The 24,008-nt window shown below is 71.8% G+C and carries 24 protein-coding genes and 1 pseudogene; 8 read left to right on the top strand and 17 right to left on the bottom strand.

What is annotated here, in order from left to right; all coding sequences use genetic code 11:
- Positions 1-96: 96 nt before the first annotated feature.
- Genes AB0G20_RS02050 through AB0G20_RS02060 form a run of 3 tightly spaced genes read left to right on the top strand, consistent with a single transcriptional unit; the run spans position 97 to position 2,826 of the window.
- Positions 97-1,158 (top strand): M4 family metallopeptidase, encoded by a 1,062-nt coding sequence (locus AB0G20_RS02050; RefSeq protein WP_361294371.1) that lies wholly within the window; start codon positions 97-99, stop codon positions 1,156-1,158.
- Positions 1,159-1,178: 20 nt separating this feature from the next.
- Positions 1,179-1,445 carry a protealysin inhibitor emfourin gene (locus AB0G20_RS02055; RefSeq protein ID WP_361294374.1) on the top strand — a complete coding sequence of 89 codons (267 nt, stop codon included), beginning with the start codon at positions 1,179-1,181 and terminating at the stop codon, positions 1,443-1,445.
- Between the two features lie 58 nt (positions 1,446-1,503).
- Positions 1,504-2,826 (top strand): GH1 family beta-glucosidase, encoded by a 1,323-nt coding sequence (locus AB0G20_RS02060; RefSeq protein ID WP_361294377.1) that lies wholly within the window; start codon positions 1,504-1,506, stop codon positions 2,824-2,826.
- On the opposite strand, the gene AB0G20_RS02065 is transcribed toward AB0G20_RS02060, so the two are convergent.
- From AB0G20_RS02065 to AB0G20_RS02075, 3 genes and pseudogenes are all read right to left on the bottom strand, one after another.
- Positions 2,816-3,628: an SAM-dependent methyltransferase gene (locus AB0G20_RS02065; protein WP_361294380.1), complete on the bottom strand. Its 813-nt coding sequence runs from the start codon at positions 3,626-3,628 to the stop codon at positions 2,816-2,818. The genes AB0G20_RS02060 and AB0G20_RS02065 overlap by 11 nt on opposite strands.
- 52 nt (positions 3,629-3,680) lie before the next feature.
- Complete coding sequence (locus AB0G20_RS02070) at positions 3,681-3,932, bottom strand: DUF397 domain-containing protein (RefSeq protein WP_361294383.1); 252 nt, start codon at positions 3,930-3,932, stop codon at positions 3,681-3,683.
- Positions 3,929-4,672 (bottom strand): annotated as a pseudogene (locus AB0G20_RS02075) (DUF5753 domain-containing protein); the annotation flags it as partial. The pseudogene AB0G20_RS02075 and the gene AB0G20_RS02070, both read right to left, overlap by 4 nt.
- Before the next feature lie 152 nt (positions 4,673-4,824).
- On the opposite strand from AB0G20_RS02075, the gene AB0G20_RS02080 reads away from it, so the two are divergent.
- On the top strand, positions 4,825-5,268 hold the full coding sequence (locus AB0G20_RS02080) for an ATP-binding protein (protein ID WP_361294385.1): 444 nt from the start codon (positions 4,825-4,827) through the stop codon (positions 5,266-5,268).
- 14 nt (positions 5,269-5,282) lie between these two features.
- Here the strand turns inward: AB0G20_RS02080 and era are convergent, their stop codons facing one another.
- Positions 5,283-6,245: a GTPase Era gene (gene era, locus AB0G20_RS02085; protein ID WP_361294388.1), complete on the bottom strand. Its 963-nt coding sequence runs from the start codon at positions 6,243-6,245 to the stop codon at positions 5,283-5,285.
- A 160-nt stretch (positions 6,246-6,405) separates the two neighbouring features.
- Between era and AB0G20_RS02090 the strand changes: the two genes are divergently transcribed.
- A complete protein-coding gene (locus tag AB0G20_RS02090) occupies positions 6,406-7,716 on the top strand; it encodes an ammonium transporter (protein ID WP_361294391.1) in 1,311 nt (436 codons plus the stop codon).
- Positions 7,713-8,051 (top strand): P-II family nitrogen regulator, encoded by a 339-nt coding sequence (locus tag AB0G20_RS02095; protein ID WP_030836455.1) that lies wholly within the window; start codon positions 7,713-7,715, stop codon positions 8,049-8,051. Before AB0G20_RS02090 ends, AB0G20_RS02095 begins: the two co-directional genes overlap by 4 nt.
- 23 nt (positions 8,052-8,074) lie before the next feature.
- On the opposite strand, the gene AB0G20_RS02100 is transcribed toward AB0G20_RS02095, so the two are convergent.
- From AB0G20_RS02100 to AB0G20_RS02140, 9 genes are all read right to left on the bottom strand, one after another.
- Entirely contained in the window at positions 8,075-8,551 is a 477-nt protein-coding gene (locus tag AB0G20_RS02100; protein ID WP_361294394.1) for a hypothetical protein, read from the bottom strand.
- 170 nt (positions 8,552-8,721) lie between these two features.
- Positions 8,722-9,075: a cytidine deaminase gene (locus AB0G20_RS02105; protein WP_361294397.1), complete on the bottom strand. Its 354-nt coding sequence runs from the start codon at positions 9,073-9,075 to the stop codon at positions 8,722-8,724.
- Between the two features lie 20 nt (positions 9,076-9,095).
- Positions 9,096-9,455 (bottom strand): MmcQ/YjbR family DNA-binding protein, encoded by a 360-nt coding sequence (locus AB0G20_RS02110; RefSeq protein WP_361294400.1) that lies wholly within the window; start codon positions 9,453-9,455, stop codon positions 9,096-9,098.
- Positions 9,452-10,756: a hemolysin family protein gene (locus AB0G20_RS02115; RefSeq protein ID WP_361294403.1), complete on the bottom strand. Its 1,305-nt coding sequence runs from the start codon at positions 10,754-10,756 to the stop codon at positions 9,452-9,454. Before AB0G20_RS02115 ends, AB0G20_RS02110 begins: the two co-directional genes overlap by 4 nt.
- A gap of 9 nt (positions 10,757-10,765) precedes the next feature.
- Complete coding sequence (gene ybeY, locus AB0G20_RS02120) at positions 10,766-11,263, bottom strand: rRNA maturation RNase YbeY (protein ID WP_248500566.1); 498 nt, start codon at positions 11,261-11,263, stop codon at positions 10,766-10,768.
- 14 nt (positions 11,264-11,277) lie between these two features.
- On the bottom strand, positions 11,278-12,345 hold the full coding sequence (locus tag AB0G20_RS02125; RefSeq protein WP_361294407.1) for a PhoH family protein: 1,068 nt from the start codon (positions 12,343-12,345) through the stop codon (positions 11,278-11,280).
- 132 nt (positions 12,346-12,477) lie between these two features.
- A complete protein-coding gene (locus AB0G20_RS02130; RefSeq protein ID WP_361294410.1) occupies positions 12,478-13,614 on the bottom strand; it encodes a PfkB family carbohydrate kinase in 1,137 nt (378 codons plus the stop codon).
- A gap of 138 nt (positions 13,615-13,752) precedes the next feature.
- Positions 13,753-15,042 (bottom strand): glucarate dehydratase family protein, encoded by a 1,290-nt coding sequence (locus AB0G20_RS02135; protein ID WP_361294413.1) that lies wholly within the window; start codon positions 15,040-15,042, stop codon positions 13,753-13,755.
- Positions 15,039-15,986 (bottom strand): 5-dehydro-4-deoxyglucarate dehydratase, encoded by a 948-nt coding sequence (locus AB0G20_RS02140; protein WP_361294416.1) that lies wholly within the window; start codon positions 15,984-15,986, stop codon positions 15,039-15,041. The genes AB0G20_RS02135 and AB0G20_RS02140 overlap by 4 nt, the downstream gene beginning before the upstream one ends.
- 98 nt (positions 15,987-16,084) lie before the next feature.
- On the opposite strand from AB0G20_RS02140, the gene AB0G20_RS02145 reads away from it, so the two are divergent.
- Together AB0G20_RS02145 and AB0G20_RS02150 are read left to right on the top strand one after the other, a co-directional pair.
- Complete coding sequence (locus AB0G20_RS02145) at positions 16,085-16,867, top strand: IclR family transcriptional regulator (RefSeq protein ID WP_361294419.1); 783 nt, start codon at positions 16,085-16,087, stop codon at positions 16,865-16,867.
- Positions 16,868-17,069: 202 nt separating this feature from the next.
- Positions 17,070-18,383, top strand: coding sequence for an MFS transporter (locus AB0G20_RS02150; RefSeq protein WP_361294422.1), 1,314 nt, complete (start codon positions 17,070-17,072; stop codon positions 18,381-18,383).
- Between the two features lie 4 nt (positions 18,384-18,387).
- Here AB0G20_RS02150 and AB0G20_RS02155 read toward each other — a convergent pair whose 3' ends face one another.
- From AB0G20_RS02155 to AB0G20_RS02170, 4 genes are all read right to left on the bottom strand, one after another.
- Positions 18,388-19,389 carry an adenosine deaminase gene (locus AB0G20_RS02155; protein WP_361294425.1) on the bottom strand — a complete coding sequence of 334 codons (1,002 nt, stop codon included), beginning with the start codon at positions 19,387-19,389 and terminating at the stop codon, positions 18,388-18,390.
- A 20-nt stretch (positions 19,390-19,409) separates the two neighbouring features.
- Positions 19,410-20,315, bottom strand: a complete 906-nt coding sequence (locus AB0G20_RS02160) for a ribonuclease Z (RefSeq protein ID WP_361294428.1) — start codon at positions 20,313-20,315, stop codon at positions 19,410-19,412.
- 6 nt (positions 20,316-20,321) lie between these two features.
- On the bottom strand, positions 20,322-20,675 hold the full coding sequence (locus AB0G20_RS02165) for a histidine triad nucleotide-binding protein (protein WP_361294431.1): 354 nt from the start codon (positions 20,673-20,675) through the stop codon (positions 20,322-20,324).
- Between the two features lie 98 nt (positions 20,676-20,773).
- Positions 20,774-23,965, bottom strand: coding sequence for a S41 family peptidase (locus tag AB0G20_RS02170; RefSeq protein WP_361294434.1), 3,192 nt, complete (start codon positions 23,963-23,965; stop codon positions 20,774-20,776).
- Positions 23,966-24,008: the final 43 nt, after the last annotated feature.

Genomic DNA, 24,008 nt, shown 5'->3' on the forward strand with positions numbered 1-24,008 from the left:
ACTTCACCACGGAGCGTGAGGGCGCTTGTCCCCGTATTTCACCAATCATGGTGGCTACTAGTGACAGCTTCGTCACGCAGTGCAAGGGTGCCCGGCATGACGACTCACGGGGGCTTCGAGCCCGTCTTCTGCACCATCGTTCCGCCTCATGTCCTCGACAAGCTCGCCCAGGCCGAGGACCCCGCGCTCGCCGGTCCCGCCCGCCGCACCCTGCAGCGCGACGCCTTCGAGCGCACCCAGCGCCGCCTCACCACGGTCATCGGGGCGACCGCCGTCGCCGCGGTCGCCCACGGCAAGCCGCAGCGCACCGTCCACGACGCCCGGCACGGCACCGACCTGCCCGGCCACAAGGTCCGCGGCGAGGGCGACAAGCCCGGCAAGGACGCCACCGTCAACCGCGCCTACGCGGGCCTCGGCGCCACGTTCGAGCTGTTCCTCCACGCCTACCAGCGCGACTCGATCGACGGGAACGGCCTCCCGCTGAACGCGACGGTGCACTACGACCGCGACTACAACAACGCCTTCTGGAACGGCGAGCAGATGGTCTTCGGCGACGGGGACGGCGAGATCTTCCTGGACTTCACCATCCCGATCGACGTCATCGGCCACGAACTCGCGCACGGCGTCACGCAGTACACGGCCAACCTCACCTACTTCGGCCAGCCCGGCGCGCTCAACGAGTCGCTGTCGGACGTCTTCGGCGCCCTGATCAAGCAGTACACGCTCGGCCAGACCGCGGCCGAGGCCGACTGGCTGATCGGCGCGGGCCTGCTCGCCCCGCGGGTGACGGGCACGGCGCTGCGCTCCATGAAGGAGCCGGGCACGGCGTACGACGACGACGTCCTCGGCAAGGACCCGCAGCCGGCGACGATGGACGACTTCGTCCGCACCGGCCGCGACAACGGTGGTGTCCACATCAACTCGGGCATCCCGAACCGCGCCTTCTACCTCGCGGCCACGGCCCTCGGCGGCCACGCCTGGGAGCGGGCCGGACAGGTCTGGTACGACGTCCTCACGAGCGGTCGCCTGACGCAGCAGGCGATGTTCACCGACTTCGCCACGCTCACCGTCGAGGCCGCCCGGGAGCGCTTCGGCGACGGGGAGGAGCTGGACGCCGTGTCGAAGGCCTGGGAGCAGGTCGGGGTGCGGACCCCGTAGTTCCGTACTAGACAGGTGCCATGCGGATTCAGGTGAGGCGCACGGGCGGGTTCGCGGGCATCGAGCGGCATGCCGAGGTGGACACCTCGGGCCGGCCCGATGCCTCCGAGTGGCAGGCCTTGGCCGAGCAGGCGGTCGCCGACGGCCGGAGCACGCCGCCGATCGGGGTCCCGGACGGGTTCAGCTACCAGCTCACGGTGGACGGGAGGACCGTGTACTGCGCGGATCCCCGGCTGACGGAGGAGCAGCGGGCGCTGATCTCGCGGGTCCTGAAGGAAGGGGCCTGACAGCTCCTTCCCGCCCGGCCGTTGACTTCCGTTACCGCCGGTACGGATGATCCAGCGCATGGCGACTGACGCAGGCAATCCGATCCCCCGCTTCCCGGCCGGCTTCCTCTGGGGGGTGTCCACCTCGGCGCACCAGATCGAGGGCGCCGCGGACGAGCGCGAGCCGTCCGTGTGGGACGCCTTCACGGCGGAGCCGGGGCGGGTGAAGGACGGCTCGACGGCGGCGGTGGCCTGTGACCACGTCCACCGCCACCGCGAGGACGTGGCCCTCCTGGCCGGCCTGGGCGTGAACGCCTACCGCTTCTCGGTCTCCTGGCCGCGGGTCCGGTCGGAGAAGGGCCTGGACTTCTACGACCGGCTGGTCGACGACCTGTGCGCGGCCGGTGTCCGCCCGGTGCCGACGCTGTTCCACTGGGACCTGCCCGCGGACCTGGACTGGCTGGAGCGGGACACGGCCGAGCGCTTCGCCGAGCACGTGTCGCTGGTCGCAGGCCGCCTCGGCGACCGCGTGACGAAGTGGATCACCCTGAACGAGCCCGCCGAGCACACCCTGCTGGGCCACGCCCTGGGCGTGCACGCACCGGGCAGGAAGCTGCTGTTCGACGCGCTGCCGGTCGCCCACCACCAGCTGCTCGCCCACGGCCTGGCCGTACGGGCCCTGCGCGCCTCGGGCGCCACCGACATCGGCATCGCCAACTCGCACGGTCCGACCTGGGCGGCGTCGACCGAGGCGGCGGACGTGGAGGCGGCCGAGTTCTACGACCTGCTGCTGAACCGCCTGTTCGCGGACCCGCTGCTGCTGGGCCGGTACCCGGACGGCATCGGCGAGCTGATGCCGGGGGACGTCGAGGCGGACCTGAAGGTGATCGCCGAGCCGCTCGACTGGTACGGGGTCAACTACTACGCCCCGACCAGGGTGGGTGCCCCGCAGGGCGCGGAGATCGAGTTCGGCGGGGTCGCCATGCCCGCCGAACTGCCCTTCTCCGTCCGGGAGATCGAGGGCCACCCGGTCACGGACTTCGGCTGGCCGGTCGTCCCCGAGGGCCTCACCGAACTCCTCACCGCCTTCCGTGAGCGCTACGGCGACCGGCTCCCGCCCGTCGTCATCACCGAGAACGGGTGCTCGTACCCGGGCGTCGACGACCAGGACCGCATCGCCTACCTGGACGGCCATGTCCGGGCCCTGCACCGGGCGGTGGAGGCGGGCGTCGACGTGCGCGGCTACTTCGTGTGGTCCCTGCTCGACAACTTCGAGTGGGCGGAGGGCTACGCACGCCGCTTCGGCCTGGTCCACGTCGACTTCGACACCCTGGAGCGGACCCCGAAGGCGTCGTACCACTGGTACCGGGAGCTGCTGAGGGCGCAGGGACCTACGGCTTGATGCCCACCCCGGTCCACAGGCTGACCTCGGCGTCCGTCGGGACGTCGCCCTCGGCGGGGTCGGGCCGCCAGCGGTGGCCCACGGTGACGCCCGGCTCCAGCAGGTCCAGGCCGTCGAAGAAGCGCGCGACCTCCTTCTGCGAGCGGAACCGCACCGGGGTGCCGGCCGAGGTGTAGATGTCGGTGACCTTCTGCCACGTCGACGGGTCGAAGTCGGGCGTGCAGTGGCTCAGCGCCAGGGCGCTGCCCGAGGGCAGCACGTCGAGCAGGCGGCGCACGATGCCGTAGGGGTCCTGGGCGTCGGTGACGAAGTGCATCAGGGCGTTGAGGGACAGCGCGACCGGGCGGTTCAGGTCCAGGATCTCGGCCAGCTCGGGCGCGTCCAGCAGCGTCTGGGGGTCGTTGACGTCCGCCTCGATGTACGTGGTGCGGCCCTCGGACGTGCTGCGCATCAGGCGCTCGGCGTACTTGAGGACGAGCGGGTCGTTGTCGGCGTAGACCACCCGGGCGTCCGGCACCACGGACTGGGCGACCTGGTGCAGGTTGGGCTCGGTGGGGATGCCGGTGCCGATGTCCAGCCACTGGCGGATGCCGTGCTCACGGGCGAGGACGCGGGTGGCGCGGTGCATGAAGGCCCGGTTCTCGCGGGCGCACACGAAGATGGCGGGGTAGGCCTCGGCGACCCGCTCGGCCGCCAGCTTGTCGACCTCGAAGTGGTCCTTGCCGCCGAGGTAGTAGTCGTACATGCGGGCGGAGTGCGGCCTGCTGGTGTCGATGTCCCGCGCGGCCTGCGAGGTGCTCATGGGGGGTGCCTCTCGTGGGGGGGTGGTGGTGCGAGTGCGGTGCGGTGGGGTTTCAGCGGGCCGTCAGGTGGTCGGCGAGGCCCTGCTTGACCCCCGTGACGAACGCGGTGATCTCCTCGGACGTGTAGATCAGCGCGGGACCGGCGGGATCGGCCGACTGGCGCACCGCCACGCGGCCGTCGGCGAGCTGCTTCGTCTCCACGCACTGGCCCCCGTTGGGGCCGCTCCACGGACGCTCCCAGCCCTGCTCGCCGAGGTCCGACGCGGGCATCCCGTTGTAGACGGCGCCCTCGGTCACGGTCATGCGTACTCCTTCCGCATGCGGTTCAACAGCGCCTTGCTGTCCGCGGACGAGGTCTTCAGCGACAGCCGGTTGTGCGCCTCCAGATGGGCCACCACGTCCGCGCGCTGGTCGAGGTAGACGGAGGCGGAGAGGATCTCGCTGTAGACGATGTCGGGCAGCTCCCGCTCCTCGAACCGGAAGTAGGTGAAGGGCGCGCACGCCCCGACGTGGGCGCCCGCGCCGAACGGCACGATGTCCACGCTGACGTGCTCCAGCTCGGACGCCTCCAGCAGCCGGTCGATCTGGTCCCGCATCACCTCCGGGCCGCCCACCACCCGGTGCAGCACGGCCTCCTCCATCACCACCCACAGCGTGGGCGCGTCCTGCCTGGTGAGCAGGCTCTGCCGGCGCAGCCGCAGCTCCACGCGCCGGTCGAGGTCGTCCTCGCCGTCGTTCGGGAAGCCGCCGCGCAGCACGGCACGCGCGTACCCGGGAGTCTGGAGCAGGCCCATGACGTACTGCGGCTCATAGGTGCGCAGCGTCCGGGCGCCGGTCTCCAGGCTGACGTAGGCCGTGAACCAGGACGGCATCACATCGCGGTAGGGGTGCCACCAGCCGGGCTCGTTGGCCCGCTCGGCGAGGGCGACGAACTCGTCGATCTCCTGCCGGCCCGCCCCGTAGGTCTCCAGCAGCTTCTCGACGTAGAGGATCTTCAGGCCGACCTCGGCCTTCTCCAGGCGGCGGATGGTCAGCGGCGTGACGCATCAGGGAGATGGTTGCAGCGTGAACTGCTCTACGAGCATAGTTACTTGTGTGACCAGGGTGCCGGAAGCATCAACTCCCCCCACCGGCCGGTCCCTTGCCCGCTCGCCCCTTCCTTGATTGCGCCCACCCCCCACGGAAGGCGATCGCCGTGTCCCCCCACACGACATCCACCCACCGGTTCCTGGACGCGGTGCGCCCGGACCGCACCGACTGGCTGGAGCTGCCGCCGCAGCGGGGCGTCAGAGCCGCCCGTCACGCCCTGCGCACGCGGCTGGCCTCCTGGCAGGTGCCCGAAGAGGTGTGCGCGAACGCCGTGCTGCTCGTGTCCGAGCTGGTGACCAACGCCGTGCTGCACACGCTCAGCGAACGGATCCTGTGCGGCGTCCAGCTGATGACGGACGCGCGCTTCCGGCTGGAGGTCCACGACGGCGACCTCACGGGCCGCGGCATCCCCGAGCGCCACCCCGGCCTCGACGACGAGGGCGGCCGCGGGCTGCTGCTCGTACGGGAGATAGCCGACAGCTGGGGCATCACCCGCTCGGCCCTCACGGGCGGCAACGCGGTGTGGGCGAGCCTCGGGACGGCGTCCTAGCGCGGTGAGGGACCTCAGAATCCCAGCTTGCGCAACTGCCGCGGATCCCGCTGCCAGTCCTTCGCCACCTTGACGTGCAGGTCCAGGAAGACCGGTGTGCCCAGCAGCGCCTCGATCTGCTTGCGGGACTTGATGCCGACCTCCTTCAGGCGCTTGCCCTTGGGGCCGATGATGATGCCCTTCTGGCTGGGGCGCTCGATGTAGACGAAGGCATGGATGTCGAGGAGGGGCTTGTCGGCGGGGCGGTCCTCGCGCGGGAGCATCTCCTCGACGACCACGGCGATGGAGTGCGGCAGCTCGTCGCGGACGCCCTCCAGGGCCGCCTCGCGGATCAGCTCGGCGATCATGACCTGCTCGGGCTCGTCGGTGAGGTCGCCCTCGGGGTAGAGGGCGGGACCCTCCGGGAGGAGCGGGACGAGCAGGTCGGCCAGCAGGCCCACCTGCTTGTCGGCGACCGCCGAGACGGGCACGATCTCGGCCCACTCGAAGCCCAGCTCCTTGCCGAGCTGGTCGATGGCGATCAGCTGCTCGGCGAGCACCTTGCTGTCGACGAGATCGGTCTTGGTGACGATCGCGATCTTCGGCGTCTTCTTGATGGACGCCAGTTCCTTCGCGATGAAGCGGTCGCCCGGGCCGAGCTTCTCGTTCGCCGGCAGACAGAAGCCGATCACGTCGACCTCGGCCCACGTCGTGCGCACGACGTCGTTGAGCCGCTCGCCCAGCAGCGTGCGCGGCTTGTGCAGCCCCGGGGTGTCGACCAGGATCAGCTGCGCGTCCGGGCGGTGCACGATGCCCCGCACGGTGTGCCGCGTCGTCTGCGGCTGGTTCGCCGTGATCGCCACCTTCTGGCCGACCAGAGCATTCGTGAGGGTGGACTTGCCCGCGTTGGGACGGCCCACGAAGCAGGCGAAGCCAGCCCTGTGGACAGCTCCGGCCGGCTCTTCGGATGACTGGGTACGAACGCTCATGCCGCCCATTCTCCCTGATCCCCGGAGCCGCCCCGCACCGGACGTCTCTGGTGAGCTTCTTGAAACCCTCACGCAACGAAACGTCACGGAAACATACCCGTACGCAACCGGAAACGCAGGCCGGTGAACCTCTGACGAGCCCCCGGAGCCCCCACCCGTTGGAGACACCGTGCCTCTGGCCGCCGCAACCGCCGACACCGGCGACACCGCCTGGCTGCTCGCCGCCACCGCCCTCGTCCTGCTGATGACCCCGGGCCTGGCCCTCTTCTACGGCGGCATGGTCAGAACGAAGAGCGTGCTCAACATGCTGATGATGAGCTTCGTGTCGATCGCCCTGGTCACGGTGGTGTGGCTGGCGGCCGGCTACTCGCTCGTCTTCGGCGAGGACGCCGCCGGGGGTCTCATCGGCGGGCTCGACCACGTCGGCATGAGCGGCCTCGGCCCGGACAGCGTCCAGGGCACGGTGCCCACCGTCCTCTTCGCCACCTTCCAGCTCACTTTCGCGATCATCACGGCCGCCCTGATCAGCGGTGCCGTCGCCGACCGGGCGAAGTTCGGCGCGTGGCTGGTCTTCGTGCCGGTGTGGGCGCTGCTCGTATACGTTCCGGTCGCGCACTGGGTGTGGGGCCCGGGCGGCTGGATCCTGGAGAGGCTGGGCGCCCTGGACTTCGCCGGCGGGCTGCCCGTGGAGATCGTCTCCGGCGCCTCGGGGCTGGCGTTGTGCCTGGTCCTGGGCCCGCGCCTGGGCTTCAAGAAGGACGCCATGCGCCCGCACAACCTGCCCATGGTGATGCTGGGCGCCGGTCTGCTCTGGTTCGGCTGGTTCGGCTTCAACGCCGGCTCCGCGCTCGGCGCCAACGGTCTCGCGGCCGCCGCGTTCCTCAACACCCTCGCCGCGGGCTGCACCGGCCTGCTCGGCTGGCTCTTCGTCGAGCAGAAGCGCGACGGCCACCCCACGACCCTGGGCGCCGCGTCCGGCGCGGTCGCGGGCCTGGTCGCGATCACCCCGTCCTGCGGGTCCGTCTCCCTGCTCGGCGCGCTGGTCGTCGGCCTCGCCGCCGGTGTCGTCTGCTCGTACGCGGTGAGCTGGAAGTTCAAGCTGAACTACGACGACTCCCTGGACGTCGTCGGCGTCCACCTGGTCGGCGGTGTCATCGGCACGCTCCTGATCGGCGTCTTCGCCGTCGAGTCGATGACGGGCGGCGCCGAGGGCCTCCTCTACGGCGGCGGCCTCGGTCAGCTCGGCAAGCAACTGGTGGCCGTGGTCGTGGTGGCGGTGTACGCGTTCGGCGTGACGTACGGCATCGGCAGGCTGATCGACACCACGATGGGCTTCCGCGCCGACGAGGAGCAGGAGCAGACCGGCCTGGACCTTACGGTGCACGCCGAGACGGCCTACGATCACGGGGTCCTGGGCCATGGCGCCCCGGTCTCCTCCTCCGTCGTCCCCCACGCCCAGAAGGTCACCCCCCAGGCATGAAGCTCATCACCGCGATCGTCAAGCCGTACCGCCTCGACGAGGTCAAGAACGCCCTGCAGGAACTCGGCGTGCACGGCCTGACCGTCAGCGAGGCCAGCGGCTACGGCCGACAGCGCGGCCACACCGAGGTGTACCGCGGCGCCGAGTACCAGGTCGACCTGGTACCGAAGGTCCGGATCGAGGTCGTCGTCGAGGACGCGGTCGCCGAGGACGTCATCGACGCGGTCGTGAAGGCCGCGCACACCGGCAAGATCGGCGACGGCAAGGTGTGGGCGCTGCCCGTCGACACGGTCGTGCGGGTGCGGACGGGCGAGCGCGGCCCCGACGCGCTCTGACACCGGGGCCGCGTCGCTCCTTCTCAGTCGAACACGAACGGGCCCGGCGACTGCGGCCCGGTCGCCGTGCAGGTGATGGTGATGCCGAAGACGGTCATCTTCAGCGAGCCGCCGAAGGCCTCCAGGCTGTCGCCGGAGGCCACGGTGCCGCTGAGGGGGCCGACCTCGACGGGGGCGCCGGCGGCCATCGCCGGGTTCTCCGTGCCGGCGAAGTCGACGGTGCCGCCGCCGCTCTTCACCAGGGTGAGGGTGGACGAGATCGAGTCCTCTCCCAGCGCGATGGGCGCCGTGATCGCGGAGGACTTGACGGTGAGGGTGGCGGCGGTGCCGTCCTGCGTGGCCGTGAGTGTGGCCTCGCCGCTGCCGAAGGTGCCGCAGTCCGCGCTGATCGTCGCTGTCTGGGGGGTGACGGCGAGGGCTGCGGGGGCGAAGGCGAGCCCGGTGACCGCGAGGGCCCCTGCCGCCAGTGCCGCACCTGCTCCGATTCGCTTGCATCTCATGGGATTCCGGCTCCCTTTCGTGTGGGGGGACCGCTCGGCAGGTGAGTGCGGGCACGCTGCGCGAGAGCCGAACCTGACGGTCCGTCGGAACTTACGGTTCCATTGATGCGCGTGGGGCAGGGGGCGGCAAGGTTGAAAACTGGCCTAATTACCGGCGGTTACAGCGAAGTTCAGCCAGCGGTGACCGTGGTCCGGACCGTTCCGTCGGGGCCGGCCACCAGGACCGGCGTCTCGGCACTGCCGAGGTCCCGGACGGCCGCCCGGTCCTCTTCGGAGGCCGACTCCGCCTCGGTCACGACCGCCGCAGCCTCCAGCGATCGTGCGCCCGAGGCCGCCGCCATCGCCACGGCCGTCCGCAGGGCACTGAGCTTCAGGGAGTCGAGGGCCACGGTGCCCGCCACATAGGTGCGTCCGGTCTCGTCCCGTACGGCCGCGCCCTCGGGCACGCCGTTGCGGGCCCGCGCGGAACGGGCCAGGGTGACGATCTTGCGGTCCTCGGGGTCGAGCGCGCTGCTGTCGGTCATGCCCCGAGCATACGTAAGCGTCAGGGACGGTCGAGGCGGAGGCGGTCCGCTCGCGGCAGGCCCGCGACGACCAGGTCGTAGGAGTCCTCGATGAGCTCCCGGACCAACTGGTCCGGGAGTTCGCCGTCGGCCGTGACCGTGTTCCAGTGGCGCTTGTTCATGTGCCAGCCGGGGACGACGAGGCCGTCGTGCTCACCGCGGAGGCGGACCGCCTCGTCCGGGTCGCACTTGAGGTTGACCTTCAGGGGGCGCGCGTCGAGGTGCGACAGGGCGAACAGCTTGCCCTGCACCTTGAAGACCGAGATCTCCGGGCTGAACGGGAAGTCCTCCACCGCGGCGTTGAAGGACAGGCAGAACGCGCGCAGTTCCTGCGGGGTCATTCCGGCTTCTCCTCCTCGGGCGGGTCCGCCGGGCCCACCGGCTCCGCCAGCACCGTCACGATCTTGTTCCGGCGACCGGCCGCGGCTTCCGCCGTCAGGCGCAGTTCCCGGCCGTCGGGCAGGCCGACGACGGACGAGGCACCCGCGATGGGGACGCGTCCCAGTGCCTTCGCCAGCAGGCCGCCGACCGTCTCGACGTCCTCGTCGTCGAACTCCTCCAGGCCGTACAGCTCGCCCAGGTCGCTGATGTCGAGGCGGGCGGTGACGCGGAAGCGGTCCCCGCCGAGCTCCTCGATCGGCGGCAGTTCACGGTCGTACTCGTCGGTGATCTCGCCGACGATCTCCTCGAGGATGTCCTCGATGGTGACGATGCCGGCCGTGCCGCCGTACTCGTCGATGACGACGGCGACGTGGTTGCGTTCCTTCTGCATCTCGCGCAGCAGGTCGCCGGCGTTCTTGGTGTCGGGCACGAAGAACGCCGGGCGCATGGCCGTGGAGACCTGGTCGGACTCGGCGTCGCGGCTGATGTGCGTCTTGCGGACCAGGTCCTTCAGATACACGATGCCGACGATGTCGTCCTCGCTCTCACCGGTCACCGGGATGCGCGAGAAGCCGGAGCGCAGGGCGAGGGTGAGGGCCTGGCGGATGGTCTTGAAGCGCTCGATCACCACCAGGTCCGTGCGCGGCACCATGACCTCGCGGACGAGGGTGTCGCCCAGCTCGAAGACGGAGTGCACCATGCGGCGCTCCTCGTCCTCGATGAGGGACTCCTTCTCGGCGAGGTCGACCAGTGCGCGCAGCTCCGCCTCGGAGGCGAAGGGGCCACGGCGGAAGCCCTTGCCGGGGGTGAGCGCGTTGCCGATGAGGATCAGCAGCGACGGGATCGGGCCCATGATGCGGGCCAGCGGCACCAGGACGTACGCCGAGAGCGTCGCGGTGTTCAGCGGGTGCTGGCGGCCGATGGTGCGCGGGGAGACGCCGACGGCGACGTACGACACGAGGACCATGACCGCGATGGCGACCAGGAGGGCCTCGGTGGTGCCGTCGAACTCCTTCAGGCAGCCGTAGGTGATCAGCGCGGCGGCGGCCATCTCGCAGGCGACGCGGACCAGCAGCGCCACGTTGAGGTAGCGGGTCGGGTCGGCGGCGACCTGAGAGAGCTTGGCGCTGCCGCGGCGGCCGGAGCGCACGGCCTCCTCGGCGCGGAAGCTGGAGACGCGCGCGAGGCCCGCCTCCGCGCAGGCGGCGAGCCAGGCCACGACGACCAGGGCGATGGCGCCCAGGACGAGTTGCGGACTCATCGGCCGGCGCTACGAGACCGTCGGCGCCGGGGAGGGGCCGGTCAGGCCCCGCTCCGAGCGCCAGCCGTCCACGATGGCCGCCTGGAGGCCGAACATCTCGGCCTTCTCGTCCGGTTCCTCGTGGTCGTAGCCCAGCAGGTGCAGCACGCCGTGGACGGTGAGCAACTGGAGCTCCTCGTCCATGGAGTGCTGCGTGTCGGCCTCGGCCCCCTGCTTGGTGGCGACCTCGGGGCACAGCACGATGTCGCCGAGCAGCCCCTGCGGCGGCTCGTCGTCGTCCTTGGAGGGCGGGCGCAGCTCGTCCATCGGGAAGGACATGACATCCGTGGGACCCGGGAGATCCATCCACTGGATGTGGAGCTGCTCCATGGCGTCGGCGTCCACGACGATCACCGAGAGCTCGGAGAGCGGGTGGATGCGCATCCGAGCGAGCGCGTAGCGGGCGATGTCGAGGATCGCCTGCTCGTCGACCTCGGTGCCTGACTCGTTGTTGACGTCGATCGACATGGTGCTGTGTGTGTCTACTTCCCCTTGTGCCCGGACTTGCCGCGGCTCTTGTGCGCGCCGTTCTGGGTGCCGTGCGTGGTGTCGTACTTCTCGTACGCGTCGACGATACGGCCCACCAGCTTGTGCCGGACGACGTCCTGGGACGACAGCCGGGAGAAGTGGACGTCGTCCAGGCCCTCCAGGATCTCCTGCACCTGCCGCAGACCGCTCTTCGTCCCGTCCGGCAGGTCGACCTGGGTCACGTCACCCGTGATCACGATCTTCGACTCGAAGCCGAGGCGGGTGAGGAACATCTTCATCTGCTCGGGGCTCGTGTTCTGGGCCTCGTCCAGGATGATGAAGGCGTCGTTGAGCGTGCGGCCGCGCATGTAGGCGAGCGGCGCGACCTCGATGGTGCCCGCCGCCATCAGCCGGGGGATCGAGTCCGGGTCGAGCATGTCGTGCAGCGCGTCGTAGAGCGGGCGCAGGTACGGGTCGATCTTCTCGTAGAGCGTGCCCGGGAGGAAGCCGAGCCGCTCGCCGGCCTCGACCGCCGGGCGGGTCAGGATGATGCGGTTGACCTGCTTGGACTGCAGGGCCTGCACCGCCTTGGCCATCGCCAGGTACGTCTTGCCGGTGCCCGCGGGGCCGATGCCGAAGACGATCGTGTGCTTGTCGATCGCGTCGACGTAGCGCTTCTGGTTGAGCGTCTTGGGGCGGATCGTCCGGCCGCGGGAGGACAGGATGTTCTGCGTGAGCACCTCGGCCGGGGTCTCCTGGCCGTCGCTCTCGCCGTTGTCGCTGGCCTTCAGCATGGCGATCGAGCGTTCCACTGCGTCCTCCGTCATCGGCTGCCCGGTGCGGAGCACCAGCATCATCTCGTCGAACACGCGCGAAATGAGGGCGACGTCCTTCGGGTCGCCGACCGCGCTGATCTCGTTGCCCCGGACGTGGATGTCGGCCGCCGGGAAGGCCTTCTCGATCACGCGCAGGAGGGAGTCGCCGGACCCCAGCACGGTCACCATGGGGTGCTGGGCGGGGACGGTGAACTGCGCTCTCGCCTGCTCCTGCGCGGGGGTGTGAGCTGTGGGTGTCTGAGTCATGGGCCGGCGCTTAAGGCCTGCGGTTCCTCCTCGTCACGGCCGCACAGCTGAGGGCGGCCTCGCGACTCCCAGGGTACGACGGGGAAGTGACAACGCCGTAGGGGTTTTGGGGGCGGGGTTTGCGCGAGGGCCTCACGCCGAGCGGCGGAAGCCGATGGTGGGGACGGCCCGCCGCAGCGGCCAGGGCCTGACCAGTTCCTCCGACACGAGCCCGGCCAGGAACCCGTACCGCTCCAGCGCCACCGGCGACTGACCCTCGACCGACTGGACCTTCCGCCACCACGCCGCGATCTCCGACCACCCCGGCGCCGACAGCGAACCGCCGAACTCCTGCACCGACAGCGCCGCCGTCAGGCCGGCGAAGGCCAGCCGGTCGGCCAGCGGCCAGTCCGCCAGCGTGCCGGTCACGAACCCGGCGACGAACACATCGCCGGCCCCGGTCGGATCGAGCGCCTCGACCGCGATGGCCGGCACCTCCGCCGTCTCCCCCGTACGCCGGTCCACCGCGTACGCACCGTCCGCCCCCAGGGTGACCACCGCGAGCGGCACGTACTCGGTCAGGGCGTGCGCGGCGGCCCGGGGGCAGTCCGCCCGCGTGTACAGCATCGCCTCCTGCGCGTTCGGCAGGAACGCCTCGCAGTGCCGCAGGTCGGGCAGCGCCGCCAGGTCCCACGCCCCGGTGTCGTCCCAGCCGACGTCCCCGAAGACCCTGGTGCCGTTGCTCGCGGCCTGGGCGATCCAGGGCGCGCTCACGCCGGGTGCGAGGGAGGCGACGGCGGCACGCGCGCGTGAGGGGCATGTGGGCGCGGGCTCCTCGGGGGGCGGCTCGTGGCCGTGCGAGACCATCGTGCGCTCCCCCTCGTAGGCCATGGAGACGGTCACCGGGGAGTGCCAGCCGGGCACCGTGCGCGACGGGGAGAGGTCGATGCCCTCGCCGTGCTCCAGGGCGTCCCAGCAGTAGTCGCCGTAGTGGTCGTCGCCGAAGGCCGCCGCGAGGGAGGTGCGCAGTCCGAGGCGGGCCAGGGCGGTCGCCATGTTGGCGACGCCGCCGGGGCTCGATCCCATCCCGCGCGCCCAGGACTCCGTCCCGCGCACCGGGGCGGAGTCGAGGCCGGTGAAGATGATGTCCAGGAAGACGGTGCCGGTGAGGTAGACGTCCCAGGGCGGGTCGTCCGGTGTGCGCAGCGGGGCGAGGGGATCGACCTGGCTCTGGCGGTGCGATCCCTTTCCGGCCGGGCCCTTTCCTGCCGGGGCGGTGGACGCGATCACGAGGCGCTCCCTGACGTGGTGCGGATCAGGCCAGTCTGCACCACATCGCCGGCAAGGTGATGCCGATCACCCCCGACCCACCCGTCCCGTCAGCTCGCGCCGGGCCCTCGCGCGCCCCCGTCCCGGCAGCGGCGGGCGCTACCAGCGGGGCATCGCGGGTGTCACCCACTCCGGGTCGGCGATCCGCATCGCGGCCGCGTCGTCGCGGTCCCGCAGAGCGCCGTCGTCGTCCAGCCACCGCTGGTGCAGTGCGGCCAGCCGCGCGCGGTCGAGCTCCACGCCGAGGCCGGGCGCGTCGGACACGGCGACCTTGCCGCCCTCGAAGGTGAGCCGCTCGGTGAGGACGTCCTCCGACTGCCAGGGGTAGTGGGAGTCGCAGGCGTGGTGGAGGTTCGGGACGGTGGCCGCCACGTGGGTCATCGCGGCGAGCGAGATGCCCAGGTGGGTGTTGGAGTGCATCGACACGCCGACGCCGAAGGTGCGGCATATGGCGGCGAGTTGCTGGGTGTTGCGCAGGCCGCCCCAGTAGTGGTGGTCGGAGAGCACGACCTGGACGGCGCCCCGGGTGAAGGCCTCCTGGATCTCGGCGAAGGTCGTCACGCACATGTTGGTGGCGAGCGGCACCCCGGTCCGCTCGGCGACCTCGGCCATGGCGGGCGTGCCGAGCGCCGGGTCCTCCAGGTACTCCAGGACGTCCCCGAGCTCCTGGGCCACCTTCACGGACGTCTCCACGGACCAGGCGCCGTTCGGGTCGAGCCGCAGCGGATGTCCCGGGAAGGCCTCGGCGAGCGCCCGGACGGCCGCGATCTCCTCGTCGGGCGGGAAGACGCCGCCCTTGAGCTTGAAGGAGGTGAAGCCGTAGCGCTCCGTGAAGCGGCTGGCCTGCTCCACCACTCCCGCCGGGTCGACGGCGGCGCCCCAGTCGTCCTTCTCGGCCGGCACGCCCTCGGGGTGGCCGCCCCACTTGTAGAACAGGTACGCGCTGTACTCGACGGCGTCGCGGACCTTGCCGCCGAGCAGGGTGTGCACGGGCAGTCCGAGCGCCTTGCCGAGGGCGTCGAGGCAGGCGACCTCGAAGCCGGAGACGACGGACAGCCGCAGCTTGTCGGCGGTCTGGACGCCGCGCAGCCCGCCGACGTCGACGGCGTTCTCGACGCGGGAGGCGTCCACCGCGACCTGGTCCGCCACGGTGAACAGGCCGTTCAGATCGCTGACCTGGCGTCCCTTCAGCCGCTCGGCGAAGGGCCGGGCCAGGTCCAGGTACTTGGCGTCGCCGTAGGTCTCCCCCACGCCGGTGATTCCGTCCGCCGTGACGACCTCGACGATCAGCCGGGGCGTGTACGGCTGGTGCACGCCCTGGGTGTTCAGCAGCGGCGGGTCCGCGACCAGGATGGGCGTCAGGCGAACGCTCGCGATCGTGAGGTTCACAGGGCGGCTCCTACGAGGTCGAGTCCGGCGGTGAGGACGGCGGTGAGGGCGGCCAGGTCGGCGGGCGAGGGGTCGGTGAGCGGGGCGCGTACCGGGCCCACGCGGTGGCCGCGGAGCCGGGCCGCCGCCTTCACCAGCGACACGGCGTACCCGGGGACGCGGTCGCGCAGTTCGACGAGCGGGACGTAGAAGTCGCGCAGCAGCTTGGAGACGGTGCCGTGGTCGCCGTCGCGCAGGGCGGTGAAGAAGGCGCCGGCGATCTCGGGGGCGAAGGCGTGGACGGCGGAGGAGTAGGCGGGGACGCCGACGGTGGCGTAGGCGCGGGCCTGGATCTCGGCGGTGGAGGCTCCGTTGAAGAACAGGAAGTCCTCGGGCGCGGCCAGCGTGAGGCGTTGCAGCCGGTCGAGGTCGCTGTGGCCGTCCTTGAGGCCGATGACGTTCGGCAGGGCGGCGATGCGGCGCAGCGAGCCGGCGGTGAAGGCGACCTGGCCGCGCTGGTAGGCGATCAGGGGCAGCGGTGTGCGGGCGGCGATCTGCTCCAGCTGGGCGACCAGGCCGTCCTGCGGGGCGGCGACGAGGTAGTGCGGCAGCACCAGGAGCGCGTCGGCTCCGGCGTCCTCGGCGATGCGCGCGAACCGGACGGCCTGCGCCCAGCCGTAGCCGGTGCCCGCGACGACGGGGACGCGGCCCGCCGCCTCCTCGACGGTGATGGTGACGACCTGCCGGTACTCGTCCTCGTCGAGCGAGAAGAACTCGCCGGTGCCGCAGGCCGGGAAGACGGCGCCGGGCGCGGCGGCGAGCCGTTCCGCGACGTAGGCGCGGAAGCCGTCCGGGTCGAGGGTGCCGTCGTCGCGGAAGCTGGTCAGCGGGAACGACAGCACGCCGCCTGCCATGCCGTCCCGCAGCCGCTGCGCGACCGCCACCGCTCCAGCGCTCACGGTCATCTCCCCGTCATCTCCTTATGTAGACGCCATCTATGTATGAGAATGAGGGTTGGGTATGCGAACGTCAACAGCCCGGTCGGCCCGATTACCATCGGTGCATGTCAGACACAGGGGGCGTCCGCGAGGTGAAGTCCGCGGCGCGCACGGTCGAGCTGCTGGAACTCCTCGCCGCACGCGGCGACCGTCCGGCCCGGCTCCAGGAGCTGGCCGACGAACTCGGCGTGCCGCGCAGCTCGATGTACGCGCTGCTGCAGACCCTGATCTCGCGCGGCTGGGTCCGCACCGACGTCACCGGCTCCCTGTACGGCATCGGCATCCACGCCCTGCTCACCGGCACGAACTACCTCGACTCCGACCCGCGGGTCAGGTCCGTACGGCCGTATCTCGACGAGGCGTCCGAGGCGCTCGGCGAGACCATCCACATGGGCCGGCTGGACGGCCGAGACGTGGCGTATCTGGCGACGCGGGAGTCGCACGAGTACCTGCGCACGATCAGCCGGGTGGGGCGGCGCCTGCCCGCACACGCCGGGGCCCTGGGCAAGGCCCTGCTGGCGGAACGCCCCGACGGCGAGCTGCCCGAGGGGCCGTACGAGGCGCTGACCCCGAACACGCACACGAGCAGGGAGTCCCTGGCGGCCGACCTCGCCCGGGCCCGGTCCCGCGGCTGGTCCGTGGACCGCGAGGAGGGCGTGCCCGGCATCGTCGGCTTCGGGTTCGCGCTGCGCTACGACACCCCGGCCCTGGACGCGATCAGCTGCTCGGTGCCGGTCTCCCGGCTCACGCCCGCGCACGAGGAGCGGATCGTCGCCGTGATGCGGGAGATCCGGGCGAAGGCCGAGGCGACCGTTCCGACGGGGTCCGGATCGGTGCACTGGCGTTAGCGAGAACGCCGTAGGCACCTGCTGAAAGGCGCTCGTTTACCCGGGCTTCACCACCCCAAACGCAACGTGCGCCAGATCACAGGCCCCGGGCTCCCGTGTGCGACAACGTGCTTGATACAAATTGCTCGCGCGTTCCTGTCCGTCGACGGTCGTCGCCCAATCCCCCTTTCCCCCGCTCCTTTCGCATGCCCTGGGAACGCCCGTGTTCGCCCCCCGCACCACCCCCTGGCCCCTCGTCGCCCTTTTCACGGCCGGGTACCTCGCTCCGTATCTGCTGCCCACCACCGTCGGCAGACTCGACTCGGACCTTCCGCTCTCCGCCACGCAGGCCGGTGCCGCCGGCAGTGCCCTGCTGCTGAGTTCGGCCACCGCCGGATTCGTCCTCGCCTCCCGGGTCGAGCGGGTCGGAGCCCGCACCCTCGCCCGGCTCGGCCTCGCCCTGGCCCTGATCGGCTACGGCGGCGCCGCCCTGACCACCGCGGTTCCCGCTGTCGTCGCCGGCGCGATCGTCGGCGGGTTCGGCTCCGGCACGGCCACCACCGTCGCCGCGACCCTCATCGCCGGGCAACGGGATCCGCACCGCGCCTCGACGGCCGGGCTGCTCAGCGTCTCCGCCCTCGCGGGCGCCGTGTATCTGACGGTTCCGCACCTCGGCCCGGGGCACGGCCTGCCCCTGGCCGCGATCGCCCTCACGGCCCTGGCGGTCTGGCCGCTCACCGGCCGCCTCCCCGCCGCCACGCCCGTCTCGCCCACCCGGCAGCACAAGGCCCGGCTGCCGCACGCCCGTTCGGGGCTGGTGCTGGCCGCCGCCATGGTGTGCTGGTCGCTCGCCCAGAACTCCCTGTGGGGCGTGAGCGGACGCATCGGCCTGGAGCAGGCGCACCTCGGCGAGGCCACCGTCGGCGCCGTCTTCGCCCTCGGACTGGGCGCCGGCCTGACCGGAGTCCTCGCCGCGGGCGCCCTCGGGGCCCGCCTCGGACGTGCCGTGCCCATCGGCGGCGGCACGGTCCTCATCGCCGTCTGCATCGCGCTCAGCGCCTCCGCGACCGACCTGGAGAGCTTCGCGGCCGGCGAGATCGCCTGGAACACGCTCTACCCGGTGGTGCTGTCGTACCTCATCGGGCTCGCCGCCTCGCTCGACCCGCGCGGCCGCTGGGCGGTGCTGGTCGGCTCGGCGTCCTCGCTGGGCACGGCCGCCGGGCCGCTGACCGGCAGTGTGCTGTCGGCGCAGGCCGGGTTCCCGGTCATGGGCGCGGTCCTCGGCGCCGGACTGCTGGTGATCGCCCTGCCGATGACCGCCGTCGCCCTGCACACCGGCGGGCGCCCGCTGCTGCCCGGCGCGATCCGCCGCCGCGGCGGTCACCCGGCCGCCCTGGTCGCCGCCGCCACGGGCACGCCCTCCGGCGCGATCCCCGAGATCGGCGCCCCGGAGCAGCCGGTGGTGGAGATCCCCGTGGAGGCCGCCGCCGTCCCCGCCCAGCGTGCCTACGACAAGGCGGGGTCGGAGGTCTTCTGAGGCCCTACGGGTTCCGCTGGAACGCGTAGGCCTCCACCTCGGCGAGATACCGCGCCCGCAGCTCCTCGTCGTCCTCCAGGAAGGAGGCGAGGAAGGAGTTGCGGGCGAGCTCGCGCAGCCGCTCCTCGGTGAGGCCGAGGGTGGCGCGCACGGCGTCGAAGTTGTCGCCGGCGTAGCCGCCGAAGTAGGCCGGGTCGTCGGAGTTGACCGTGCACATGAGGCCGGCGTCCAGCATGGCGGGCAGGGGGTGGTCGGCGAGGGTGTCGACCGTGCGCAGCCGGACGTTGGACAGCGGGCACAGCGTCAGCGGCACCCGGTCGCGCACCAGCCGCTCCACCAGCGCGGGGTCCTCCACGCAGCGCAGCCCGTGGTCGACCCGTTCGACGCCGAGGACGTCCAGCGCCTCGGTGATGTACTCCGGCGGGCCCTCCTCACCGGCGTGGGCGACCCGCCTGAGGCCGAGCGCGGCGGCCGCCTCGTAGACCTCGCGGAACTTCACCGGCGGGTGCCCGACCTCGGCGGAGTCGAGGCCGACACCGGTGATCCGGTCCAGGTACGGCTTGGCGGCGTCCAGCGTGGCCAGGGCCGACTCGGCGGACTCGTCGCGCAGGAAGCACAGGATCAGCCGGGTCGAGACGCCGTGGTTGGCCTCGCTGTTCCCCAGCGCGCGCCACAGCCCCTCGACGACCGTGCCGATGTCCAGCCCGCGGCCGGTGTGGGCCTGCGGGTCGAAGAAGATCTCCGCGTGCCGCACGCCCTGCGCGGCGGCCCGGGCGAGATAGGCGTTCGCCAGATCCTCGAAGTCCCGCTCGGTGCGCAGGACGGCCATGAGTTCGTAGTACAGGTTCAGGAAGGACTGCAGGTCCTCGAACCGGTAGGCCTCGCGCAGCTCGTCCGTGTCGGCGTACGGCAGCGTGACGCCGTTGCGCGCGGCGAGCTCGAAGGCGAGTTCCGGTTCCAGGGTGCCTTCGATGTGAAGGTGCAGTTCGGCTTTGGGGAGGGACATCAATTCATCGTACGGCCGATTCACCGACGCTTCGGAACCGGCACTCTCAGTAGATCGTGGGCCACGGTCAGCTCACCGTCGTACCCGGCGGCCCGGGCCTGCCGCTCGAACTCGTCCGGGTCGGTGTAGCGCTGGCTGAAGTGGGTCAGCACGAGGTGCCGCACCCCGCCGTCCCGGGCCACCCCGGCTGCCTGACCGGCCGTCAGGTGACCGTGCTCGACGGCGAGTTCCTCGTCCTCGTCGAGGAACGTCGACTCGATGACGAGCATGTCGCAGCCCTCGGCAAGCGCGTCCACGCCGTCGCACAGCCGGGTGTCCATGACGAACGCGAACCGCTGCCCGCGCCGCGTCTCGCTGACGGCGTCGAGGGGGACCCCGCCGAGCGAGCCCTCGCGCTGGATCCGGCCCACGTCCGGGCCCTTGATGCCGTGCGCGGCGAGCCGCTCGGGCAGCATGCGGCGGCCGTCGGGCTCGACGATCCGGTACCCGTACGACTCCACCGGGTGCGACAGCTTCCGGGCCTCCAGCGTGTAGCCGCCGGTGCGGGCGAGGGGCCCGTCGGCGTCGACCGGGGCCTCGGTGATGCCGACGGTCTCGCGGTAGGCGGTGGCGTACCGGAGCCGGTCGAAGAAGCGCTGCCCGGAGCGGGGGTAGTGGGCGGTGATCTCGTGCGGGACCCGGTCGAGGTTGATGCGCTGGATCACACCGGCGAGGCCGAGGGAGTGGTCGCCGTGGAAGTGCGTGACGCAGATCCGGTTCAGGTCGTGCGCGGCGACCCCGGCGCGCAGCATCTGGCGCTGCGTGCCCTCGCCGGGGTCGAACAGGATGCCCTCGCCGTCCCAGCGCAGCAGGTAGCCGTTGTGGTTGCGGTGCCGGGTCGGGACCTGGCTGGCGGTGCCGAGCACCACGAGTTCACGTACGGACAAGGCGGATTACCCCGGAGGCCAGTCGAGGCCGCGGCCGCCGAGCACGTGGGCGTGCACGTGCCAGACCGTCTGGCCGGCGCCGCCGCCGGTGTTGAAGACGAGGCGGTGGCTGTCGAGCTTCTCCTCGTCCGCGACGGCCTGGGCCTCGCGGAGCACGTCCGCGGTGAGCGCCGGGTCGGCGGCGGCGAGGGCGGCGGCGTTCTGGTAGTGCGCCTTGGGGATGACCAGGACGTGGGTGGGGGCCTGGGGGTTGATGTCGCGGAACGCGATGGTGGTGTCTGTCTGGCGGACGATGGTCGCCGGGACGGTGCCTGCGACGATCTTGCAGAACAGGCAGTCTTCCTGGGGCTCCCCTGCCATGGTCCCTCCGGGGGTTGGCCGAATGTGGTCCTACTTGGGCATCGTATCGTCGTCGGGTGCGGGTGCGTTTGGGCTGGTCGCGCAGTTCCCCGCGCCCCTTAAGTTGGCAGGCCCGGGGGCGTTTTCGCCGGTACTGCCTCCAGCGCTTCCAGAGCCAGTCGGATCGCTTCGTCCAGTTGGGTGTCCCTCCCCGCCGCGTAGTCCTGCGGACGTTGCAGGACCTCCACGTCGGGATCCACGCCGTGGTTCTCCACTCCCCACTCGTAGCCCTCCAGCCAGAAGGCGTACTTGGGCTGGGTGACCAGGGTGCCGTCGACCAGGCGGTAGCGGCTGTCGATGCCGATGACGCCGCCCCACGTGCGGGTGCCGACGACCGGGCCGAGGCCCAGGGCCTTGACGGCCGCGTTGACGATGTCGCCGTCGGAGCCGGAGAACTCGTTGGCCACGGCCACGACGGGGCCGCGCGGGGCGTCCTCCGGGTAGCTGTAGGGGCGCATGCCGCGCGGGACGGCCCAGCCGACGATGCGGCGGGCCAGCTTCTCGACGACCAGCTGCGAGGTGTGGCCGCCCCGGTTCTCGCGGACGTCGACGACCAGGCCTTCGCGGGCGACCTCGACGCGCAGGTCGCGGTGGATCTGCGCCCAGCCGGGGGCCTGCATGTCCGGGACGTGGAGGTAGCCGAGGCGGCCGCCGGACTTCTCGTGGACGTAGGCGCGGCGGTCGGCGACCCAGGCGTGGTAGCGCAGGGGTTCCTCGTCGGCGACCGGGACGACGACGGCGTGCCGGGGATCGCCGCCGCCGGACGGGGAGATGGTCAGCTCCACCGGCTTGTTCGCCGTGCCGATCAGCAGCGGGCCGGGGCCGGCGACCGGGTCGACGGGCTGGCCGGCGATCGCGACGATGGCGTCGCCGGGGCGTACCGCGACGCCGGGGGCGGCCAGCGGGCTGCGGGCGTCCGGGTCGGAGGTCTCGGAGGGCAGGATGCGGTCGACCCGCCAACTGCCGTCCTCGTGGCGGGAGATGTCGGCGCCGAGCAGGCCCTGGCGGGGGCCGCCGCCGTGGCCGCCGCGCGGGGTGACGTAGGCGTGCGAGGTGCCGAGCTCGCCCTGGACCTCCCACAGCAGGTCGACCAGGTCGTCATGGGTGGCGAGCCGCTCCACGACCGGGCGGTAGCGGTCGAGGACGCCGTCCCAGTCGACGCCGCTCATGTCCGGCCGCCAGAAGTGGTCCCGCATGATGCGGCCGTTCTCGTCGAACATCTGGCGCCACTCGGCCGCCGGGTCGACGAACTGGCGTACGCGGCCCAGGTCGACGGTGATGTTGGTGTCGCTGTCGTCGTCGCTCGAGGCACGCCGGTCGCTGGGGACGACCTTCAGCCGCCCGTCGGTCCACAGCAGCACCCGCTTGCCGTCGCCGCTGACCGCGAAGTGGTCGGCGTCGACGGCGAGATGCTCGATGCGCTGCTGGGCGAGGTCGTAGCGCTCCAGCTCGGACTTGGGTTCGGGGTCGTCCGGAGTGGCCCGGGACGCGCCGAGCACCCCGGCGACCGGGTGGCGCAGCCACAGGACGCCGTCCTTGGCGGCGCGCAGATTGGTGTAGCGGGCGGCCTCGACCGGGAAGGGCACGATGCGGTCGGCGAGGCCCTCCAGGTCGATGCGGGTGGTGGGGGTGCCCTCGCTGTCGGGGGTCTCCTCCCGGTCGGGCGTCTCGAAGGACCGGCCGTGCCGCTGCGGCCCGAACGGGGAGGGCGTGGTGGCCGCGAGGGTGATCAGATGCGGCCGGGCGCCGACCACGAAGGCCAGGTCGAAGACGTGCTCGTCGTAGACCGGGTCGAAGGAGCGGGTCGACAGGAACGCGAGGTGCTTGCCGTCCATCGTGAACGCGGGCGCGTAGTCCTGGAAGCGCAGCGGGGTGGCCTCGGTGACCGACAGGTCGGTGGTGTTGGCGAGCTTCAGCTGGCACAGGGGCCGGGGGCCGGGGTGGGACCAGGCCAGCCAGGACGAGTCGGGTGAGAAGACGAGGCCCGACACATCACCGTCCTCGCTGCGGTCGACCTCCCGCACCTCGCCCGTCTCCCGTTCCACCAGCAGCAGGCGCCCGTCGTGGCAGGACACGGCGGCACGGCTGCCGTCGGGCGCCATGGCGAGGTCCAGGACCCGGCCGAGCTGTCCGGCGGCGAGCCGGCGGGGTGTGGCCCCCGGGGCGAGTCCGGTGGCGGGCGCGAACTCCAGGGCGTCCTCACCCTCGGCGTCGGTGACCCACACCACCCACTGCTCGCCGTCCGCGCGGAAGGTGCGCGGCAGGCGGGCCCGCACCCCGGGTGTCGCGGCCAGTGCGCGGGCCGGGCCGGAGCGGTGGGTGACCCAGTGCACGGAGCCGCGTACGGCGACCGCGCTGCCGCGCGCCGTGTGGTCGGGGGACGCCGACCCGAACCACCGGGAGGCGTTCAGCGGGAACGGCTGAAGATCGACGCGCTGTCCGCCCAGCCGCACGTCCAGGCGCCGCGGCTCGGCCCCCTCCAGGTCGTCCAGGACCCACAGTTCACCGGCGCTGGAGTAGACGACCCGGGTGCCGTCGGTCGCGGCGTGCCGGGCGTAGAAACCGTCGAGTGGCGTGTGCCGGCGCAGGTCGGAGCCGTCGGCGAGGGAGGAGTAGAGCGCTCCGGTGCCCTCGTGGTCGGAGAGGAAGCCGATCCGGTCCCCCACCCACAGCGGGTACTCGATGTTGCCGTCGAGGTCCTCGTGCAGCCGCACGAACTCCCCGTCGTCCTCGCGGTCGATCCACAACTTGCCCGCCGTGCCGCCGCGGTACCGCTTCCACCAGGCCGCCTCACGCCCCATCGGCGCGGACAGCAGCACCGTGTGCGGGCCGTGGGCGACGTCACCGACGGGCCCGTACGGCAGGGTGGTGCCCGGGCCGCCGTCCAGCGGGACGGCGCGCGCCCAGGTGCGGCGCAGGCTCGCCTGCCCCTGGCTGCTGATCGCCAGCACCTCGCCGTCCGGGGTCCAGCCGCGCACCTGTGTCTTGAGACTCCCCCAGTACGTCAGCCGCTTGGCGGGGCCGCCGTCGACCGGGGCGATGAACACCTCGGGGGCGCCGTCGCGGGTGGAGGTCCAGGCGATGGTGGTGCCGTCGGGTGAGATGCGGGGCTGGGTCACCGGCATGTTGTCGGCGCTGACCCGCCAGGCCCGGCCGCCGTCGAGTGGAGCGAGCCACACGTCGTCCTCGGCGGTGAAGGCGACCAGGTCGCCGTGCACATGGGGGAACCGGAGGTAAGCAGGCGATGTCACCCGATCACCCTATGCAGGGACGACCGCGCGCGGACAGAGTTCG

It is taken from the genome of Streptomyces sp. NPDC024017, assembly GCF_040638895.1.
GTDB lineage: Bacteria > Actinomycetota > Actinomycetes > Streptomycetales > Streptomycetaceae > Streptomyces.

Bases quoted from the DNA above. Each gene is read 5' to 3' on its own strand.
- AB0G20_RS02050 (WP_361294371.1), top strand. From the start codon at position 97: ATGACGACTCACGGGGGCTTCGAGCCCGTCTTCTGCACCATCGTTCCG.
- AB0G20_RS02055 (WP_361294374.1), top strand. From the start codon at position 1,179: ATGCGGATTCAGGTGAGGCGCACGGGCGGGTTCGCGGGCATCGAGCGG.
- AB0G20_RS02060 (WP_361294377.1), top strand. From the start codon at position 1,504: ATGGCGACTGACGCAGGCAATCCGATCCCCCGCTTCCCGGCCGGCTTC.
- AB0G20_RS02065 (WP_361294380.1), bottom strand. From the start codon at position 3,628: ATGAGCACCTCGCAGGCCGCGCGGGACATCGACACCAGCAGGCCGCAC.
- AB0G20_RS02070 (WP_361294383.1), bottom strand. From the start codon at position 3,932: ATGACCGTGACCGAGGGCGCCGTCTACAACGGGATGCCCGCGTCGGAC.
- era (WP_361294388.1), bottom strand. From the start codon at position 6,245: ATGGGCGGCATGAGCGTTCGTACCCAGTCATCCGAAGAGCCGGCCGGA.
- AB0G20_RS02095 (WP_030836455.1), top strand. From the start codon at position 7,713: ATGAAGCTCATCACCGCGATCGTCAAGCCGTACCGCCTCGACGAGGTC.
- AB0G20_RS02100 (WP_361294394.1), bottom strand. From the start codon at position 8,551: ATGAGATGCAAGCGAATCGGAGCAGGTGCGGCACTGGCGGCAGGGGCC.
- AB0G20_RS02105 (WP_361294397.1), bottom strand. From the start codon at position 9,075: ATGACCGACAGCAGCGCGCTCGACCCCGAGGACCGCAAGATCGTCACC.
- AB0G20_RS02110 (WP_361294400.1), bottom strand. From the start codon at position 9,455: ATGACCCCGCAGGAACTGCGCGCGTTCTGCCTGTCCTTCAACGCCGCG.
- AB0G20_RS02115 (WP_361294403.1), bottom strand. From the start codon at position 10,756: ATGAGTCCGCAACTCGTCCTGGGCGCCATCGCCCTGGTCGTCGTGGCC.
- ybeY (WP_248500566.1), bottom strand. From the start codon at position 11,263: ATGTCGATCGACGTCAACAACGAGTCAGGCACCGAGGTCGACGAGCAG.
- AB0G20_RS02125 (WP_361294407.1), bottom strand. From the start codon at position 12,345: ATGACTCAGACACCCACAGCTCACACCCCCGCGCAGGAGCAGGCGAGA.
- AB0G20_RS02140 (WP_361294416.1), bottom strand. From the start codon at position 15,986: ATGACCGTGAGCGCTGGAGCGGTGGCGGTCGCGCAGCGGCTGCGGGAC.
- AB0G20_RS02145 (WP_361294419.1), top strand. From the start codon at position 16,085: ATGTCAGACACAGGGGGCGTCCGCGAGGTGAAGTCCGCGGCGCGCACG.
- AB0G20_RS02155 (WP_361294425.1), bottom strand. From the start codon at position 19,389: ATGTCCCTCCCCAAAGCCGAACTGCACCTTCACATCGAAGGCACCCTG.
- AB0G20_RS02165 (WP_361294431.1), bottom strand. From the start codon at position 20,675: ATGGCAGGGGAGCCCCAGGAAGACTGCCTGTTCTGCAAGATCGTCGCA.